Annotated in this window: 12 protein-coding genes; 6 read left to right on the top strand and 6 right to left on the bottom strand. The window is 72.7% G+C overall.

Annotation, left to right across the window (positions count from 1 at the left end; translation table 11 throughout):
• Positions 1 to 117: 117 nt before the first annotated feature.
• A complete protein-coding gene (locus tag AC0666_RS04510) occupies positions 118 to 1,167 on the top strand; it encodes a WxL protein peptidoglycan domain-containing protein (protein WP_468968082.1) in 1,050 nt (349 codons plus the stop codon).
• 97 nt (positions 1,168 to 1,264) lie between these two features.
• Here the strand turns inward: AC0666_RS04510 and AC0666_RS04505 are convergent, their stop codons facing one another.
• Genes AC0666_RS04505 through iolC form a run of 4 tightly spaced genes read right to left on the bottom strand, consistent with a single transcriptional unit; the run spans position 1,265 to position 6,433 of the window.
• Positions 1,265 to 2,764 carry a CoA-acylating methylmalonate-semialdehyde dehydrogenase gene (locus tag AC0666_RS04505; protein ID WP_468968085.1) on the bottom strand — a complete coding sequence of 500 codons (1,500 nt, stop codon included), beginning with the start codon at positions 2,762 to 2,764 and terminating at the stop codon, positions 1,265 to 1,267.
• A gap of 12 nt (positions 2,765 to 2,776) precedes the next feature.
• Positions 2,777 to 4,726: a 3D-(3,5/4)-trihydroxycyclohexane-1,2-dione acylhydrolase (decyclizing) gene (gene iolD / locus AC0666_RS04500; RefSeq protein WP_468968088.1), complete on the bottom strand. Its 1,950-nt coding sequence runs from the start codon at positions 4,724 to 4,726 to the stop codon at positions 2,777 to 2,779.
• Complete coding sequence (iolB, locus tag AC0666_RS04495; protein ID WP_478707191.1) at positions 4,648 to 5,484, bottom strand: 5-deoxy-glucuronate isomerase; 837 nt, start codon at positions 5,482 to 5,484, stop codon at positions 4,648 to 4,650. The genes iolD and iolB overlap by 79 nt, the downstream gene beginning before the upstream one ends.
• A gap of 7 nt (positions 5,485 to 5,491) precedes the next feature.
• On the bottom strand, positions 5,492 to 6,433 hold the full coding sequence (gene iolC / locus AC0666_RS04490) for a 5-dehydro-2-deoxygluconokinase (RefSeq protein WP_468968537.1): 942 nt from the start codon (positions 6,431 to 6,433) through the stop codon (positions 5,492 to 5,494).
• 63 nt (positions 6,434 to 6,496) lie between these two features.
• Between iolC and AC0666_RS04485 the strand changes: the two genes are divergently transcribed.
• From AC0666_RS04485 to AC0666_RS04465, 5 genes are all read left to right on the top strand, one after another.
• Positions 6,497 to 7,411 carry a sugar phosphate isomerase/epimerase family protein gene (locus AC0666_RS04485; RefSeq protein ID WP_468968091.1) on the top strand — a complete coding sequence of 305 codons (915 nt, stop codon included), beginning with the start codon at positions 6,497 to 6,499 and terminating at the stop codon, positions 7,409 to 7,411.
• Between the two features lie 30 nt (positions 7,412 to 7,441).
• Positions 7,442 to 8,452 (top strand): Gfo/Idh/MocA family protein, encoded by a 1,011-nt coding sequence (locus tag AC0666_RS04480; protein WP_478707073.1) that lies wholly within the window; start codon positions 7,442 to 7,444, stop codon positions 8,450 to 8,452.
• A gap of 233 nt (positions 8,453 to 8,685) precedes the next feature.
• Positions 8,686 to 8,886 carry a helix-turn-helix transcriptional regulator gene (locus tag AC0666_RS04475; protein ID WP_468968097.1) on the top strand — a complete coding sequence of 67 codons (201 nt, stop codon included), beginning with the start codon at positions 8,686 to 8,688 and terminating at the stop codon, positions 8,884 to 8,886.
• A gap of 198 nt (positions 8,887 to 9,084) precedes the next feature.
• A complete protein-coding gene (locus AC0666_RS04470; RefSeq protein WP_361713521.1) occupies positions 9,085 to 9,327 on the top strand; it encodes a heavy-metal-associated domain-containing protein in 243 nt (80 codons plus the stop codon).
• Between the two features lie 295 nt (positions 9,328 to 9,622).
• Positions 9,623 to 11,911 (top strand): heavy metal translocating P-type ATPase, encoded by a 2,289-nt coding sequence (locus tag AC0666_RS04465; RefSeq protein WP_478707072.1) that lies wholly within the window; start codon positions 9,623 to 9,625, stop codon positions 11,909 to 11,911.
• 349 nt (positions 11,912 to 12,260) lie between these two features.
• Here the strand turns inward: AC0666_RS04465 and AC0666_RS04460 are convergent, their stop codons facing one another.
• Together AC0666_RS04460 and recD2 are read right to left on the bottom strand one after the other, a co-directional pair.
• Positions 12,261 to 13,550 carry a citrate synthase gene (locus AC0666_RS04460; protein WP_356846725.1) on the bottom strand — a complete coding sequence of 430 codons (1,290 nt, stop codon included), beginning with the start codon at positions 13,548 to 13,550 and terminating at the stop codon, positions 12,261 to 12,263.
• 182 nt (positions 13,551 to 13,732) lie between these two features.
• Positions 13,733 to 15,976 carry an SF1B family DNA helicase RecD2 gene (gene recD2 / locus AC0666_RS04455; RefSeq protein WP_468968102.1) on the bottom strand — a complete coding sequence of 748 codons (2,244 nt, stop codon included), beginning with the start codon at positions 15,974 to 15,976 and terminating at the stop codon, positions 13,733 to 13,735.
• Between the last annotated feature and the right edge of the window lie 321 nt (positions 15,977 to 16,297).

Genomic DNA, 16,297 nt, shown 5'->3' with positions numbered 1-16,297 from the left:
CCCCCCCCCCCCCCCCCCCCCCACCACCCTTCCGCCATCCCGCGCCGCGCGCCGCGCCGCGCCGCCGAGTCCGCCGCGTACGCCGTGTCCGCCGAGTCGCCCGACTGGAGACCGCCCATGCGCTCCCGCACCCGTCCCCCTTCCGCGAACGGTCTCCTGCTCGGCCTGTTGCTGCTGTGCGCGGGCCTGTTCCTCCCGGCCGCCCCGGCGGCGGCCGCGGACAACGGCACCTGGGCGGTGTTCCCGACGCCCCCGGCCGGAGCCGCGACGGCCGACCGGGCGTACTTCTTCCACCAGGGCGGGGCCGGGACCACGGTCGGCGACAGCGTGACGATCCTGAACTCCTCCGACACGGAGCTGACCTTCCGGGTGTTCGCCACGGACGCCGGGAACACCCCGACCGGCGGGGCGTTCGCCCTGCTCCCGGTGGACCGGAAGCCGCAGGACGTCGGCGCGTGGGTCGCGCTCGGGCCGCAGGCGGCGACCACGGTGACCGTGCCGCCCAAGGGCCGCAAGGACATCCCGTTCACGGTGAAGGTGCCCCAGGACGCGGTGCCGGGCGACCACGTCGGCGGGATCGTCGCGCTGAACACCGCCCTGGAGGGCGCCCGGCAGGACGGCACGGTGCGGGTGGCGGTGCAGCGCCAGGTCGGTGCGCGGCTGTACTTCCGGGTGCCGGGGCCGATGGCACCCGGGCTGAGCGTGGAGGACGTCCGGGTCACCCGCTCGGCTCCGGTGCTGCCCTGGCTCGGGAAGGCCCGCGCCACGGTCTCGTACACCCTGGTCAACCGCGGCAACGTGGTGGTGGAGCCCAGGGTGGCCGTGTCCGCGCGGGGTCTGTTCGGCCGGACGCTGCGGGACGGGCCGGCCCGCGAGCTGAAGCTGGTGCTGCTTCCCGGCCGGCGGGTCGAGCTGACCGAGCCGTGGCCGGACGCTCCGCAGTCGGACCGGGTCGCGGTGACCGTCGCGGCGGGGGCCGCCGCCTACCCGGACCTGGCCTCCGAGGGGGAAGCGGAGTTCCTCGCCGTGCCGTGGCCGGCGGTGGGTGCGCTGCTGGTGCTGGCCGGCGCCGGGACCACCGTACGGGTCCTGCGCCGCCGGCGTGGCCGGGCCGGCGCGGATGCAGCCGAGCCCGCACCGGACCCGGCGGGGGCACGGGTGCGCTGATGCGGCTCGGCGGCGGCCCGGGGACGGGCCCGCCCCCCGCGTGAGGGTTGCGGGGGGCGGGCCGTTCCACCGGGCGTGCCGTCAGCGGCAGCCGCCGTCAGTGGTTGCGCGGGAAGCCGAGGTCGACGCCCGCCGGGGCCTCCGACGGGTCCGGCCAGCGGGTCGTGACGACCTTGCCCCGGGTGTAGAAGTGGATGCCGTCGTTGCCGTAGATGTGGTGGTCCCCGAAGAGGGAGTCCTTCCACCCGCCGAAGGAGTGGTAGCCCACCGGCACCGGGATCGGCACGTTGACACCGACCATGCCCGCCTGGATCTCCAGCTGGAAGCGGCGGGCGGCGCCGCCGTCGCGGGTGAAGATGGCGGTGCCGTTGCCGAACGGCGAGGCGTTGATGAGCGCCACGCCCTCCTCGTAGGTCTCGGCGCGCAGCACGCACAGCACCGGGCCGAAGATCTCGTCGCGGTAGGCGTCGGAGTCGGTCTTCACGCGGTCCAGGAGCGACAGGCCGATCCAGTGGCCGTTCTCGTAGCCGTCCACCGTGTACCCGGTGCCGTCCAGGACCACGTCGGCGCCTTGGTCGGCCGCGCCCTTGACGTAGGAGGCGACCTTGTCGCGGTGGGCGGCCGTGATCAGCGGGCCCATTTCGGAGGCCGGGTCGTTGCCGGGGCCGATCTTGATCTTCTCGGCGCGCTCGCGGATCTTCTCCACGAGGGTGTCGGCGATGGAGCCGACGGCGACGACGGCGGAGATCGCCATGCAGCGTTCGCCGGCCGAGCCGTAGGCGGCCGAGACGGCGGCGTCGGCGGCCGCGTCCAGGTCGGCGTCGGGCAGGACCAGCATGTGGTTCTTGGCGCCGCCCAGCGCCTGGACCCGCTTGCCGTGGGCGGAGGCGGTGGTGTGGATGTGGCGGGCGATCGGGGTCGAGCCGACGAAGGAGACGGCCGCGATGTCGGGGTGGGCGAGCAGCGCGTCGACGGCCACCTTGTCGCCGTGGACGACGTTCAGGACGCCCGCCGGCAGACCGGCCTCGGCCGCCAGCTCGGCCAGCTTGTTCGAGGCCGACGGGTCCTTTTCGCTCGGCTTGAGGATGAAGGTGTTCCCGCAGGCCACGGCCAGCGGGAACATCCACATCGGGACCATCGCCGGGAAGTTGAAGGGGGTGATGCCCGCGACGACGCCCAGCGGCTGGCGGATCGCCGAGACGTCGACCCGGTGGGACACGGACGTCGACAGCTCGCCCTTGAGCTGGGTGGTGATCCCGCAGGCCAGCTCGACGATCTCCAGGCCGCGCGCCACCTCGCCCAGCGCGTCCGAGTGCACCTTGCCGTGCTCGGCGGTGATCAGCTCGGCGATGGCGTCGCGGTTGGCGTCCAGCAGGGCGCGGTAGGCGAACAGCACCTTGGTGCGGGCGGCCAGCGAGGACTGGCCCCACGTCTCGAAGGCCTCCTTGGCGACCTGTACGGCGGCGTCGACCTCTTCGGCCGATGCCAGGGCGACCTGCGTGGTGACCTCGCCGGTGGCCGGGTCGGTGACCGGGCCGTAGTTGCCCGACGCGCCCTCGACGGTCTTGCCACCGATCCAGTGGTTGACGGTCTTCATTGCCTTGCTCCTTCACAGATGGCGACGTCGCTGCGCGGCTTGCCGGTCGTACTCTTCGCGGGCTCGGACCGCCGCCGCACGGGTCGCGGTCTCGGCCACAGGAACATCCCACCACGCCTGTGCCGGGGGCGGGCCCGACACAGTGTCGGGTGTTCGGGTCTGTGCGTAGACACATGTGGGCCGGTCCGCCGCACGCGCCTCGGCGAGGGCTTTGCGCAGGTCACCGAGGGTGCGGGTGCGGATGACGGCCATGCCGAGGGAGGCTGCGTTGGCCGCGAGGTCCACCGGCAGGGGAGCACCGTCGTAGGCGCCGTCCGGCCCGCGGAAGCGGTACGCGGTCCCGAAGCCCTCGCCGCCCACCGCCGCAGAGAGCCCTCCGATGGAGGCGTAGCCGCGGTTGTCGAGGATCACCAGCTTGATCGGGACGCCTTCCTGCACGGCGGTGACGATCTCGGTGGGGTTCATCAGGTACGTCCCGTCGCCGACCAGCGCCCAGACGGGGCGGCCGGGCGCGGCGAGGGCGGTGCCGAGGGCGGCGGGGATCTCGTAGCCCATGCAGGAGTAGCCGTACTCCACGTGGTACTGGTCGGCCGAGCGGGCCCGCCACAGCTTGTGCAGGTCGCCGGGGAGGGAGCCGGCGGCGTTGATCAGGATGTCGTCGGCGTCGACGAGCCCGTCGAGCAGTCCGAGCACCTGCGCCTGGGTGGGTGGGGCGTCCTCCTCGCCGGGGGGCACGGCGTACGCCTGGTCGACCCGCCGCTCCCAGGCCCTCTTGGCCTGCTGGTACGCCGTCTCGTACGCGGAGGCGACCCGGTGGCCCGCCACGGCGTGCCGGAGCTCGTCCAGGGCCTCCCGGGCGTCGGCGACCAGGGGCCGGGCGGCGAGCTTGTGGGCGTCATACGCGTCGAGGTTGAGGCCGATGAAGCGGACGGCCGGGTTCTGGAACAGGGTGGCCGAGGCCGTGGTGAAGTCCGTCAGCCGGGTCCCCGCGGCGATCACCAGGTCGGCGCCGCGGGCCAGCTCGTCGGCGGTGGCGGTGCCGGTGTGCCCGACGCCGCCGACATCGGCGGGGTGGTCGTACGGGAGGGCGCCCTTGCCGGCCTGTGTGGAGGCCACCGGGATCCCGGTGGCCTCGGCGAACGCGGCCAGGGCCGCCTGCGCCCCGCTGTGCCGGATGCCGCCACCGGCGATGAGGAGGGGGCGCGCGGCGGCCCGTACGGCCCGGGCGGCTTCGGCGAGCTCCTCCCGGTCGGGCCGGGGCCTGCGGACGTGCCACACCCGCTCGGCGAAGAACCCGGGCGGCCAGTCGTGCACTTCGGCCTGGACGTCCTGGGGCAGGGCGAGGGTCACCGCGCCCGTCTGCACCGGGTCGGCGAGCACCCGCGCGGCCTGCAGGGCGGCCGGGATCAGCGCCTCGGGGCGGGTGATCCGGTCGAAGTACCGGGAGACCGGGCGCAGGGTGTCGTTGACGGAGAGGTCTCCGGCGTGGGGGATCTCGATCTGCTGGAGCACCGGGTCGGCGGGCCGGGTGGCGAAGGTGTCGCCGGGCAGCAGCAGGACCGGGATGCGGTTGACGGTGGCGAGGGCGGCGCCGGTGACGAGGTTGGTGGCGCCGGGGCCGATGGAGGTGGTGACGGCATGCGCGGACAGCCGGCCGCACTGGCGGGCGTATCCGACGGCGGCGTGCACCATGGCCTGCTCGTTGCGGCCCTGGAGGAAGGGCATGGCGGTGGGGCCGGTCTCCAGCAGCGCCTGTCCGATGCCCGCCACGTTGCCGTGCCCGAAGATCCCCCAGGTGGCGGCGATCAGCCGGTGCCTGTGGCCGTCGCGTTCGGTGTACTGGGCGGCGAGGAAGCGTACGAGGGCCTGGGCGGTGGTGAGCTTCACCGGGTCGCGTCCTCCGCTCGGTAGAAGGGCAGTCGGGGGTCGATGTCCTGGTCCGGCCAGTCGTCCCGGATCCATCCGTGGTCGGGGTGGTCGCGGATGAGCCACTGCCGGGGCTGGTCCGGGGGGCCGGCCATGACGTTGAGGTAGTACATGTCGTGTCCGGGGGCGGCGATGGACGGCCCGTGCCAGCCGTCCGGGATGAGCACGGCGTCTCCGGTGCGCACTTCGCCGAGGATGTCGGTCTTCCCGGCCGGGGAGGGGCTGACACGCTGGTAGCCGAGGCCGGGGACCTGCCCGTGCGGGGCGATCTCGTAGTAGTAGATCTCCTCCAGGCGGGATTCCCGGCCGGGGTGGTACTCGTCGTGCTTGTGGGGCGGGTACGAGGACCAGTTGCCGCCGGGGGTGAGGACTTCGACGGCGATGAGGCGGTCGCAGGCGAAGACGCCGGCGGCGGCGAAGTTGTTGACCTGGCGCGAGCAGGTGCCGGCCCCGCGCAGCTCGACGGGGACGTCGGAGGCCCGCCCGTGGCGGGCGGGCAGCACGTTCTCGCACCGGGCCCCGGCGAGCGCGAAGCGCCCCCCGGCGGGGGAGGTGACCGAAGCGTGCCCGTCCCGGGGGAGGTACGCGAAGTCGGTCGCCGCCGTGAACACGCCGTCCCGCCCGCGCAGTTCGATCACGGCCTCCTCCGCGGGGAGCCCTCCCCGGGCGGGCTCGGCGCAGCGGACCCGGCAGGCTCCGGCCAGCGGGAGCACGATCCACTCCGCGTCGCCGCACTCGAACCCGTACGTCTCTCCCGGCTCCAGGGCCAGCACCCGCAGCCGGGTGTGGGCCATCCCCCACTCAGACACCACCGGCACGGCCGAGCACCTCCTCCACTTCCTGCGGGTACGGCATCGCCGAGGAGCAGGCCAGCCGCGAGGCCACGATGGCACCCGCCGCGTTGGCGTAGCGGACCACCCGCTCCAGGTCCCAGCCCGCGAGCAGGCCGTGGCAGAGGGCGCCCCCGAAGGCGTCGCCCGCGCCCAGGCCGTTGACCACCTCCACCGGCACCGGTGCCGCCTCCACCACCGTTCCGTCACGCCGGGCCGCCAGCACGCCGTCCGGTCCGCGTTTGACCACCGCCAGCTCCACCCCGGCGGCCAGCAGGGCCCGCGCCGCCGCGCGGGGGTCGGACTCCCCCGTCGCGATCGCGCACTCCTGTGCGTTCCCGACGGCCACGGTGGCCAGCCCCAGCGCGTGCGCGTACGGCCCGCCCGGTTCGTCCTCCCACAGCATCGGCCGCCAGTCCAGGTCGAAGACCGTGATCCCGGCCTTGGCCCGTGCCTCCAGCGCGGCGAGGGTCGCGGACCGGCTCGGCTCCGCGCTCAGGCCCGTTCCGGTCATCCAGAACACCCGTGCCGCCCGTACCGCCGCCAGGTCCAGCTCCCCGGTCCCGATCTCCAGGTCGGGCGCCTTCGGCCACCGGTAGAAGTACAGCGGGAAATCGTCCGGCGGGAAGATCTCGCAGAACGTGACCGGCGTCGGGTACCGCTCCACCTCCTCCACCCACCGGTCGTCCACCCCGAACGCCCGCAGCTCACCGCGCAGATACGCCCCGAAGGGATCGGCTCCGGTCCGGGTGATCACCGCCGCCCGGCGGCCCAGGCGCGCCGCCGCGACCGCGACGTTGGCCGGCGAGCCGCCCAGGAACTTCCCGAAGGTGTCCGCCTCCGCCAGCGGTACGCCGGTTTTCAGCGGGTAGAGATCCACCCCGATCCGCCCCATCGCGATCAGGTCGAACATGACTTCGTCCGCGGTGGTCACACGCAGTCCTCCCACTCGTCCCACACCCCTAAGGTGGCCGTCATGACGTCCTCCCCACCCCCGTTGACCCGTATCCGCATCGGTTCGGCTCCGGACTCCTGGGGTGTCTGGTTCCCCGACGATCCCTTGCAGACCCCGTGGGAGCGTTTCCTCGACGAGGTGGCCGAAGCCGGGTACGAGTGGATCGAACTCGGGCCCTACGGCTACCTCCCCACCGATGCCGCCCGGCTGACCGAGGAGACCGCCAAGCGCGGCCTGCGCGTGTCCGCGGGCACCGTCTTCACCGGACTCCATCACGGGCCCGCCGTCTGGGAGCAGACCTGGGAGCACGTGTCGCGCATCGCGGAGCTCACCCAGGCCATGGGCGCCGGGCACCTCGTCGTGATCCCCTCGTTCTGGCGGGACGACAAGACCGGCGAGGTGCTGGAGGACCGCACCCTCACCCCCGGCCAATGGCGTGAACTGGCCGGGCAGACCGAGCGCCTGGGCCGGGAGGTGCACGACCGGTACGGGCTGCGGATCGCCGTCCACCCGCATGCCGACACCCACCTGGACACCCCGGAGAACGTGGCCCGCTTCCTGGACGCGACGGACCGCGACCTGGTCTCCCTCTGCCTGGACACGGGGCACTACGCGTACTGCGGCGGCGACAGCGTCCAGGCCGTCGAGACCTTCGGCGAGCGGATCGGCTACCTCCACCTCAAGCAGGTGGACCCGCGGATCCTGGCCGAAGTCGTCGCGGACCAGGTGCCCTTCGGGCCGGCCGTGGCCCGCGGGGTGATGTGCGAGCCGCCGTCGGGGGTGCCCGCGCTGGAACCCGTGCTCGCCGCCGCGCAGCGGCTCGGGGTGGACCTGTTCGCCATCGTGGAGCAGGACATGTACCCGTGCCCGCCCGACCGGCCCCTGCCGATCGCCCGTCGCACCCGCGCCTACCTGCGCTCCTGCGGCGCCCGCTGACTCCGAGCCGCACCGAAGGGAACCCACACCATGAGCATGCTCGGCATCGCCGTCCTCGGTACGGGGAAGATGGGCGCCGACCACGTCCGGCGGATCGGGCGGACGGTCGGCGGAGCCCGGGTGGTGGCGGTCGCCGATCCGGACGCGGACCGGGTCAAGGAGGTCGCCGCGGGTCTCGACGGCGCGAGCGCGCACACCGACCCGGCGGCCGCGATGGCCGCTCCCGGCGTCGAGGCCGTGCTGATCGCCTCCCCCGGGCCCGCCCACGAGGAAGCGATCCTGCACGCCCTGCGGCGGGAGCTGCCGGTGCTGTGCGAGAAGCCGCTGACCCCGGATCCGGAGGGGGCGCTGCGGGTGATGGAGGCCGAGCAGCGCCTGGGCCGAAGGCTGGTGCAGGTGGGGTTCATGCGGCGCTTCGACGCCGAGTACGAGCGGCTCAAGGAGCTGCTGGACGCGGGCGGGATCGGCCGGCCGCTGTTCCTGCACTGCCGGCACCGCAACGCGGCCTCACCGTCCTTCTTCACCAGCGACATGCTGATCAGCGATTCCGTGGTGCACGAGGTCGACGCGGCACGCTGGCTGCTGGGGCAGGAGATCACGGCGGTGTCGGTGTTCTCCCCCACGGCGACCGCGGCGGCTCCCGAAGGACTGCGCGACCCGCGGCTGGTCCTGCTGGAGACCTCCGGCGGGGCGGTCGTGGACGTGGAGATCTTCGTGAACTGCGGGTTCGGCTACGAGGTCCGCTGCGAGGCGGTGGGCGAGGCCGGCAGCGCGCTCATCGGAGGCGGTGAGGGGATGCTCGTCCAGTCGGCGGGGCGCCGGTACGGGGAGATCGCCCAGGACTTCACCGTCCGCTTCGCCGACGCGTACGACCGCCAGCTGCGGCGGTGGGTGGCCGCGGCGGCCCGGGGCCGGGTGGCCGGGCCCGACGCGTGGGACGGCTACGCGGCGGCCGCCGTCTCCCGGGCGGGCATCGCGGCCGCGCGCGGCGGCGTACGGGCAGCGGTGGAGCTGGTGGAACGGCCGGGGCTCTACCGCTGACCCGGCCGGGCCCGCTCCGCCCGTCACGTGTCACGTACGTCACGGGTGTCGCGCGCGTGTCACGCATGTCCGCGTAACGCGGGATCTCCGTCACAGACGGTCGACAGCCGCTCCCCCGCCTTCACCGTCCGTCGTTCTCCGGGCACTACCCGAGTGATCGTCTGTGTCCGCGCGCGGGCTCCCCCGACGGCCTCCCGGCCGGCCCCCGTGGCGTGGACAAGGAGGTGTCGTGCATGAGCGACCGGCAGCTGTGGTCGTACAAGGAGATCGCCGCCCACATCCGGGTCCGACCGGACACGGTGCGCTCGTACCGCAAGCACGGGCTGCTCCCCGCGCCCGACCACGTGGAGGGCGCCAAGCCGTACTGGTACCCCGCCACGATCCACGCCTGGGTGGCCCGCCGTCCCGGGAACCGGGGGCGCCGCGAGGAGTGACCCCGGCAGGACCGTGCCCCGCGCGGTGCCGGCGAGCGCGGCGCCGCGTGGGGGCGGCGAGCCGCGCCCCCACGGACCGGAGCGCGGGCAGCCCTCGCATTTATACCCCCTAGGGGTATAGTCTTCGTGTGTCGGGAGGACCGTGGCGTGACACCGTGGCCTTCCGCGACCCGACACGCCCTTGAAGAGGAGAACGACATGACCGCCGAGACGGACACCCAGACCACCACCGTCTACCGGGTGACGGGCATGACCTGCGGCCACTGCGAGGGCGCGGTGACCACCGAGCTCTCCGCCCTGCCCGGCGTCAGCTCGGTCAAGGCCGTCGCCGCCACCGGCGAGGTCACCGTGGTCTCCGCGGCCCCGCTCGCCGAGGAGGACGTACGCGCCGCCGTGGACGAGGCCGGATACGCGTTCGCGGGGACCGCCTCCGGGCGCTAGTGCTGTGACCGGATAGGTCCACCGGGTCGCGCCGCCCGGCACGGCACCTCGCTGCGTTGTCGGACCGCGCAAGTACGTCCAGTACGAGCCGCGGGCCTCCGCCTTGCGATGCACCGCACCGGACAACGCGACCCGGCAAACCTTCCCGGCCACAGCACTAGCCGGCCCGAGCCGAGCCCGGGCCCGGCTCGGGCCCGCCGTCCCGCCGCCCCTCCGTGCAGTACCCCGCCGAGCCGTACCGGCCAGCTGATACTGGACCTGTACGGCTCGGCCCACCCCCTGGAGCCGGATCAGCATGAGCACGCACACCAGCAGCCCCATAGCCGCGGCGCCGCCCGCGGACACCTCCGAGGTCGAGCTGTCGATCGGCGGGATGACCTGCGCCTCCTGCGCGGCCCGCATCGAGAAGAAGCTGAACCGGATGGACGGGGTCACCGCCACGGTGAACTACGCCACCGAGAAGGCCCGCGTGTCCTACGGCGGCGCGGTCCAGGTCGCCGACCTGATCGCGACCGTCGTGAAGACGGGGTACACGGCGGCCGAACCCCCGCCGCCGCAGCCCGAACCGGCGGCGGCGCCGCCGGGGGAAACGACCTCCGCGCCGGCCGCCGAGGACCCCGAAACGGCCGCGCTCCGCGTACGGCTGCTGGTCTCCGCCCTCCTCGCCCTGCCCGTCGTGCTGCTCGCGATGGTCCCCGCCCTCCAGTTCGACAACTGGCAGTGGCTCTCCCTGACCCTGGCCGCCCCGGTGGTCGTCTGGGGCGCCCTCCCCTTCCACCGGGCCGCCTGGACCAACGCCCGGCACGGCGCCGCCACCATGGACACCCTGGTCTCGGTCGGCACCCTGGCCGCCTTCACCTGGTCCCTGTGGGCCCTGTTCTTCGGGCACGCCGGAATGCCGGGCATGCGGCACGGCTTCACCTTCACCGTCACCCGTACGGACGGCTCCTCCACGATCTACCTGGAGGTCGCCGCCGGAGTCGTCGCCTTCATCCTGCTCGGCCGCTACCTGGAGGCCCGCTCCAAGCGGAAGGCGGGCGCGGCCCTGAGGGCCCTGATGGAGCTCGGCGCCAAGGACGTCGCCGTCCTGCGCGGCGGCAGCGAGGTGCGGATCCCGGTCGGGCAGCTCGCGGTCGGCGACCGGTTCGTCGTGCGCCCGGGAGAGAAGATCGCCACCGACGGGACGGTCGTCGAGGGCAGCTCCGCCGTGGACGCCTCCATGCTGACCGGCGAATCCATCCCGGTGGAGGTCGCCGTCGGCAGCCTGGTCACCGGCGCCACCGTGAACGCCTCCGGCCGCCTCGTGGTCCAGGCCACCCGGATCGGCGCCGATACTCAGCTCGCCCGGATGGCCAGGCTGGTCGAGGACGCGCAGAACGGCAAGGCCGAGGTGCAGCGGCTCGCCGACCGCATCTCCGCGGTCTTCGTCCCGGTCGTCCTGCTGCTGGCCCTCGGCACCTGGGTCACCTGGCTGCTGATCACCGACGACCCGGCCGCCGCCTTCACCGCCGCCGTGGCCGTCCTGATCATCGCCTGCCCGTGCGCGCTGGGCCTGGCCACCCCGACCGCCCTGATGGTCGGCACCGGACGGGGGGCGCAGCTCGGCATCCTGATCAAGGGGCCGGAGGTGCTGGAGTCCACCCGCCGCGTCGACACCGTCGTCCTGGACAAGACCGGAACGGTCACCACCGGCCGGATGACCCTCGCCGGGGTGCACGCCGCGGCCGGGACGGACGAGCGTGAACTGCTGCGCCTGGCCGGCGCCCTGGAGCACGCCTCCGAACACCCGATCGCCCGCGCCATCGCGGCGGGGGCCGCCGAGCGGGCAGGAGCGCTGCCCGTGCCCGAGTCCTTCGACAACCTCGCCGGGCTCGGCGTCCAGGGCGTCGTGGACGCGCACGCCGTCCTGGTCGGCCGCGAGCAGCTGCTGGCCGAGTGGTCGATCGGCCTTCCCGGCGAGCTCGCCGCGGCCAAGGCGGAGGCGGAGGCGGCGGGCAGCACCGCCGTGGCCGTGGCCTGGGACGGCCGGGCACGGGGGATCCTCACCGTCGCCGACGCGGTCAAGGAGACCAGCGCCGAGGCGGTGTCCCGGCTGCGGGCGCTCGGCCTCACCCCGGTCCTGCTGACCGGCGACAACAAGGCCGTCGCCGAGACGGTGGCCCGGCAGGTCGGCATCGACGAGGTGATCGCCGAGGTGCTCCCCGAGGACAAGGTGGACGTCGTACGCCGCCTGCAGGCCGAGGGCCGTACGGTCGCCATGGTCGGCGACGGGGTCAACGACGCGGCGGCCCTGGCCCAGGCCGACCTGGGGCTCGCCATGGGCACCGGGACGGACGCCGCGATCGAGGCGGGCGACCTGACCCTCGTACGGGGGGACCTGCGGGTCGCGGCGGACGCGATCCGGCTCTCGCGGAGGACCCTGGCCACCATCAAGGGCAACCTGTTCTGGGCCTTCGGCTACAACGTGGCGGCGCTGCCGCTGGCGGCCGCAGGCCTGCTCAACCCGATGATTGCGGGGGCCGCAATGGCGTTCTCCTCCGTTTTCGTGGTGAGCAACAGCCTGCGGTTGCGATCCTTCCGGTAGGGGTCCCTCCTCCCCACTCCGTCCACACTTCCTTCACAGGAGACGCAGATCACAGTGACTGCAACGTAACCATCGGGCACTGGAGTGGGTCTAATGGGGCGGTGCCAGGAACGTCTTGGGGGACGTTCACGGAGGTCTTGGGGGACGTCCGTGGCACCAGCCGGCCGGGACGCGTGCCCGCGGGAAGCTTTGAGCGGCCCTCCCGACCCGAACGGGTCCCGGCACACTGACGCCCCGGCTCGGGTCCCGTGGGGGGAATCCGTTCCGGGGAAAGGAAAGCGCCCCGCCCGTCGACCCGTGGGGGGATCGACGGCGGGGCGCTTTTCGTACGCGCGGGGAGAGCCTCGGGTCAGCGGGCCTCGACCGGGACGAAGTCGCGCAGGACCTCGCCGGTGTAGATCTGGCGCGGGCGGCCGATGCGGGAACCCGGCTCCTTGATCATTTCCTGCCACTGGGCGATCCAGCCGGGGAGGCGGCCGAGCGCGAAGAGCACCGTGAACATCTCGGTCGGGAAGCCCATGGCCCGGTAGATGAGACCGGTGTAGAAGTCCACGTTCGGGTAGAGGTTGCGCGAGACGAAGTACTCGTCGGCCAGCGCGTGCTCTTCCAGCTTGAGCGCGATGTCGAGCAGCTCGTCGCTCTTGCCGAGCGAGGACAGGACGTCGTGCGCCGCCGCCTTGATGATCTTCGCCCGGGGGTCGAAGCTCTTGTAGACGCGGTGCCCGAAGCCCATCAGGCGGACGCCGTCCTCCTTGTTCTTCACCTTGCGGATGAAGGCGTCGACGTCGCCGCCGTCGTTCTTGATGCCTTCGAGCATCTCCAGGACGGACTGGTTGGCGCCGCCGTGCAGCGGGCCCCACAGGGCCGAGATGCCGGCGGAGATCGAGGCGAACATGTTCGCCTGCGAGGAGCCGACCAGGCGCACGGTGGAGGTCGAGCAGTTCTGCTCGTGGTCCGCGTGCAGGATCAGCAGCTTGTCGAGCGCCGAGACCACGACGGGGTCGAGGTCGTATTCCTGGGCGGGCACGGAGAAGGTCATGCGCAGGAAGTTCTCGACGTAGCCGAGGTCGTTGCGCGGGTAGACGACCGGGTGGCCGACCGACTTCTTGTACGCGTAGGCCGCGATCGTCGGCAGCTTGGCCAGCAGGCGGATCGTCGAGAGGTGGCGCTGCTTCTCGTCGAACGGGTTGTGGCTGTCCTGGTAGAACGTCGACAGCGCGCTGACCACGGAGGACAGCATCGCCATCGGGTGCGCGTCGCGCGGGAAGCCGTCGTAGAACCGCTTGACGTCCTCGTGCAGCAGCGTGTGCTGGGTGATCTCGTTGCGGAACGACGCGAGCTGGTCGACGGTCGGCAGCTCACCGTTGATCAGCAGGTACGCGACCTCGATGAAGGACGAGCGCTCCGCCAGCTGTTCGATCGGGTAGCCGCGGTAGCGCAGGATGCCCTGCTCACCGTCGAGGTAGGTAATCGCGGACTTGTAGGCCGCGGTGTTGCCGTAGCCGCTGTCCAAGGTGACGAGCCCGGTCTGGGCCCTCAGCTTCGCGATGTCGAAGCCCTGGTCACCGACGGTGCTCTCGACCACCGGGTAGGTGTATTCACCGTCCGCGTACCGGAGTACTACAGAGTTGTCGCTCACGTCATCCCTCACCGACGTAGTGCCTCTTCTTCGAGGTGCCCTGACTGCCTCTACCTTCCCCCATTTGGCGCAGGAGAGTGCACTCGGGGTCGGCCTTTGGTCCTTTTGACGGCACTGAGTGCCTTCAACCTGCTCATCCTGCCCCCTCCGCACGGGTGGCGGAACCCCAAATGATCGATCATTTAGGTGATGTTTCCCACCGGTATGCGGCCGGACAGCCTGGGGGCGACCGCCGTGTACCTCCTGCCTGCGGAAACCGTACGCACAGCCTGGCCGAGGGCCTTGCGGGACCCGACCAGGACGACCAGTTTCTTCGCCCTGGTCACCGCCGTGTAGAGCAAGTTGCGCTGGAGCATCATCCAAGCCCCCGTGGTGACGGGGATCACCACGGCCGGGTATTCGCTCCCCTGGGAGCGGTGGATGGTGACGGCGTAGGCGTGCGCCAGCTCGTCCAGCTCGGCGAACTCGTACCCGACCTCCTCGTCCTCCTCCGTCCGGACCGTCAGCCGCTGTTCGACCGGATCGAGGGCGGTGACCACGCCGACGGTGCCGTTGAAGACGCCGTTGGCCCCCTTGTCGTAGTTGTTCCGGATCTGGGTGACCTTGTCGCCGACGCGGAAGACCCGGCCGCCGAACCGCTTCTCCGGCAGATCCGGCCGGGCCGGGGTGATCGCCTGCTGGAGCAGGCCGTTGAGGGTCCCGGCGCCCGCCGGCCCGCGGTGCATCGGCGCGAGCACCTGTACGTCGCGCCGCGGGTCCAGCCCGAACCTGGCCGGGATCCGGCGGGCGGCCACGTCCACGGTGAGCCGGCCGGCCTCCTCGGTGTCCTCCTCGGGGAAGAGGAAGAAGTCCGGCAGCCCGTCGGTCAGGGGTGGCAGGCCGGTGTTGATCCGGTGGGCGTTGGTGACCACGCCCGACTGCTGGGCCTGCCGGAAGATCCGGGTCAGCCGGACCGCTGGCACCGGGCCGTCCTCGGCCAGCAGGTCCCGCAGCACCTCCCCGGCGCCGACCGAGGGCAGCTGGTCGACGTCCCCGACCAGCAGCAGATGGGCACCGGGCGCCACGGCCTTGACCAGCTTGTTCGCCAGCAGGAGGTCCAGCATCGAGGCCTCGTCCACCACCACGAGGTCGGCGTCCAGCGGCCGGTCCCGGTCGTACGCCGCGTCCCCGCCCGGCTTGAGCTCCAGCAGCCGGTGCACGGTGGAGGCCTCGGCGCCGGTGAGCTCCGAGAGCCGTTTCGCGGCCCGGCCGGTGGGCGCGGCGAGCACCACCTTGGCCTTCTTGGCGCGGGCCAGCTCCACGATCGAGCGCACGGTGAAGGACTTGCCGCAGCCGGGCCCGCCGGTGAGGACGGCGACCCGGCGGGTGAGGGCCAGCTTGACGGCGTCCCGCTGCTCCGGCGCCAGCGTGGCCCCGGTGCGCGTCGCCAGCCAGGCCAGCGCCTTGTCCCAGTCCACGTCCCGGAAGGAGGGCATCCGGTCCTCCTCGGCCTGGAGCAGCCTGCGCACCTGCCCCACCAGCGACAGCTCGGCGCGGTGGAAGGGCACCAGGTAGACGGCGGTGAGCGGCGGCCCGCCCTGCGGGTCGGGCACCGGTTCGCGGACCACGCCCTCCGGGTCCGCGGCCAGTTCGGCCAGGCATTCGATGACCAGCCCGGTGTCGACCTGGAGCAGCTTGACCCCGTCGGCGATCAGCCGCTCCTCGGGCAGGAAGCAGTGGCCCTGGTCGGTGGACTGGGACAGGGCGTACTGGAGGCCGGCCTTGACCCGCTCGGGGCTGTCGTGCGGGATGCCGACGGACTGGGCGATCTTGTCGGCGGTGAGGAAGCCGATGCCCCACACGTCGGCGGCGAGCCGGTACGGCTGGTTCCGGACCACCGAGATGGAGGCGTCGCCGTACTTCTTGTAGATGCGGACGGCGATGGAGGTGGAGACGCCGACGCCCTGCAGGAAGACCATGACCTCCTTGATGGCCTTCTGCTCCTCCCACGCGGCGCCGATCATCTTCGTCCGCTTGGGGCCGAGCCCCGGCACCTCGATCAGCCGCTTCGGCTCGCTCTCGATCACGTCGAGGGTGTCGGTGCCGAAGTGCTCGACGATGCGGTCGGCGATCCTCGGACCGATGCCCTTGATCAGGCCCGAGCCGAGGTAGCGCCGGATGCCCTGGACGGTGGCCGGCAGGACGGTGCGGTAGTTCTCCACCGTGAACTGTTTGCCGTACTGGGGGTGGGAGCCCCAGCGGCCCTCCAGGCGCAGCGATTCGCCGGGCTGCGCGCCGAGGAGGGCGCCGACGACCGTGAGCAGGTCACCGCTGCCGCGGCCGGTGTCGACCCGGGCGACGGTGTAGCCGCTCTCCTCGTTGGCATAGGTGATGCGTTCGAGGACGCCCTCGACCACCGCCAGTTGCACCGCCCCGTGGTTTGCCATGGCACGAAGCTACCGCCCGGCGCGGACAACCCGTCAGGCCTGTGGACAACGGGGAACGGAACGGCCCCGGAAACCCAGAAGGGGGTCCGGCCTCGCGGCCGGACCCCCTCACGGTTACCCCTCCCGTGCCGGACTTCCCGATCCCCCCAGATCCTCCCCCGGAAGTACCGACGCACCATACGACCCGCCATGGCGCCCGGGGGTTGCACGTCGATCCGGAACTTTACGTTTCCATTACCTGACGGCCCGTACGGCGGGCACCCGGGCGGCCCGGCGGTCCGCCGCGGCGGCGGCGCTATCCTCGGGCGCCATGGACACCTC

Source organism: Streptomyces sp. NPDC043680, from assembly GCF_056436685.1.
Note: the sequence above shows the minus strand (reverse complement) of the source record. Positions and strands in the feature narration are given on the sequence as shown.

What these genes read in the sequence shown, in the direction of transcription:
- recD2 (WP_468968102.1), bottom strand. Translation starts at nt 15,976, where the DNA reads ATGGCAAACCACGGGGCGGTGCAACTGGCGGTGGTCGAGGGCGTCCTC.
- AC0666_RS04510 (WP_468968082.1), top strand. Translation starts at nt 118, where the DNA reads ATGCGCTCCCGCACCCGTCCCCCTTCCGCGAACGGTCTCCTGCTCGGC.
- AC0666_RS04465 (WP_478707072.1), top strand. Translation starts at nt 9,623, where the DNA reads ATGAGCACGCACACCAGCAGCCCCATAGCCGCGGCGCCGCCCGCGGAC.
- iolB (WP_478707191.1), bottom strand. Translation starts at nt 5,484, where the DNA reads ATGGCCCACACCCGGCTGCGGGTGCTGGCCCTGGAGCCGGGAGAGACG.
- AC0666_RS04485 (WP_468968091.1), top strand. Translation starts at nt 6,497, where the DNA reads ATGACGTCCTCCCCACCCCCGTTGACCCGTATCCGCATCGGTTCGGCT.
- AC0666_RS04505 (WP_468968085.1), bottom strand. Translation starts at nt 2,764, where the DNA reads ATGAAGACCGTCAACCACTGGATCGGTGGCAAGACCGTCGAGGGCGCG.
- AC0666_RS04470 (WP_361713521.1), top strand. Translation starts at nt 9,085, where the DNA reads ATGACCGCCGAGACGGACACCCAGACCACCACCGTCTACCGGGTGACG.
- iolC (WP_468968537.1), bottom strand. Translation starts at nt 6,433, where the DNA reads ATGTTCGACCTGATCGCGATGGGGCGGATCGGGGTGGATCTCTACCCG.
- AC0666_RS04480 (WP_478707073.1), top strand. Translation starts at nt 7,442, where the DNA reads ATGAGCATGCTCGGCATCGCCGTCCTCGGTACGGGGAAGATGGGCGCC.
- iolD (WP_468968088.1), bottom strand. Translation starts at nt 4,726, where the DNA reads ATGGATCCGGGACGACTGGCCGGACCAGGACATCGACCCCCGACTGCC.
- AC0666_RS04475 (WP_468968097.1), top strand. Translation starts at nt 8,686, where the DNA reads ATGAGCGACCGGCAGCTGTGGTCGTACAAGGAGATCGCCGCCCACATC.